This is a genomic window from Dietzia sp. E1 (genome assembly GCF_014145015.1).
Taxonomy (GTDB): Bacteria; Actinomycetota; Actinomycetes; order Mycobacteriales; family Mycobacteriaceae; genus Dietzia; species Dietzia cinnamea_A.
This window is the reverse complement of sequence record NZ_JAALDU010000311.1, coordinates 1-1,013: the sequence shown is the minus strand read 5'-3', so window position 1 is coordinate 1,013 and position 1,013 is coordinate 1. Positions and strand designations below refer to the sequence as shown.

Here is a 1,013-nt window from a genome sequence, read left to right as displayed (position 1 = left end):
GACCACGCCCGACGGCGACGCCGGCCCCGATCGGCCGACCGCCGTGCCGGACGCCCCCGCGGGGCCGGGCACCCCCGACGACGCCTCCCGGACACCGACGTACGGCGCGCCTGCGGTTACAGTCCTTGACGACGACGAGCTCTCGGTGACGACGACCCCGCCGATCGAGACGCCGCCCACCCCGGGCACGACAGGAGGTGAGACCGGATCGGACACCGAGACCGGTCAGATGTGACGATCGCGCCACACGACCCAGCCGAGCTGGCGGCGACGCCACCGGCCCGCGACCCCGAGGCGCCCTTCGGCATCTACCTCCACGTGCCGTTCTGCTCCACCCGGTGCGGCTACTGCGACTTCAACACCTACACCGCGGGCGAGCTCGGATCCGCGACCTCACCCGTCGACTGGGAACGCGCCGCCGCGATCGAGATCGAGAGGGCCGCGCAGGCGCTGTCCTCCGCCGGCGCACCCCCGGAGGTCGACACCGTCTTCATCGGCGGCGGCACCCCGTCGCTGGTCGGCGCAGACGTGCTGGTCGGCCTCCTCGCGCGCATCGACGCCGCCTTCGGCCTGGCCCCCGGCGCGGAGGTCACCACGGAGAGCAACCCGGAGTCCACGTCGCCCGAGTTCTTCGCGCGCCTGCGCGAGGGCGGGTTCACGCGCATCTCGCTGGGCATGCAGTCCACCGCCGCGCACGTCCTGCGCGTCCTCGACCGGGCCCACACCCCCGGCCGGCCCCAGGAGGCGGTCGCCGAGGCGCTGCAGGCGGGGTTCGAGCACGTCAACCTCGACGTCATCTACGGCACGCCGGGGGAGACCGACGACGACCTCGCGCGGACCCTCGACGCGGTCGTCGGCGCCGGGGTCGACCATGTCTCCGCCTACTCGCTGATCGTCGAGGACGGCACCGCCCTGGCGCGCCGGATCCGCCGGGGCGAGATGCCGGGCACCGTCGACGATGTGCTCGCCGACCGGTACGAGCAGGTGGCCGACCGCCTCGCCCGGGCGGGGTT

1 protein-coding gene and 1 pseudogene are annotated in these 1,013 nt (G+C 74.4%); both read left to right on the top strand.

Annotated elements, in window-relative coordinates; all coding sequences use genetic code 11:
* Positions 1-235: pseudogene (locus G6030_RS10745) on the top strand (hypothetical protein); the annotation flags it as partial.
* Between the two features lie 2 nt (positions 236-237).
* Positions 238-1,013: radical SAM protein (locus G6030_RS10740; RefSeq protein WP_182643115.1), on the top strand; the 776-nt coding region annotated here is incomplete at its 3' end.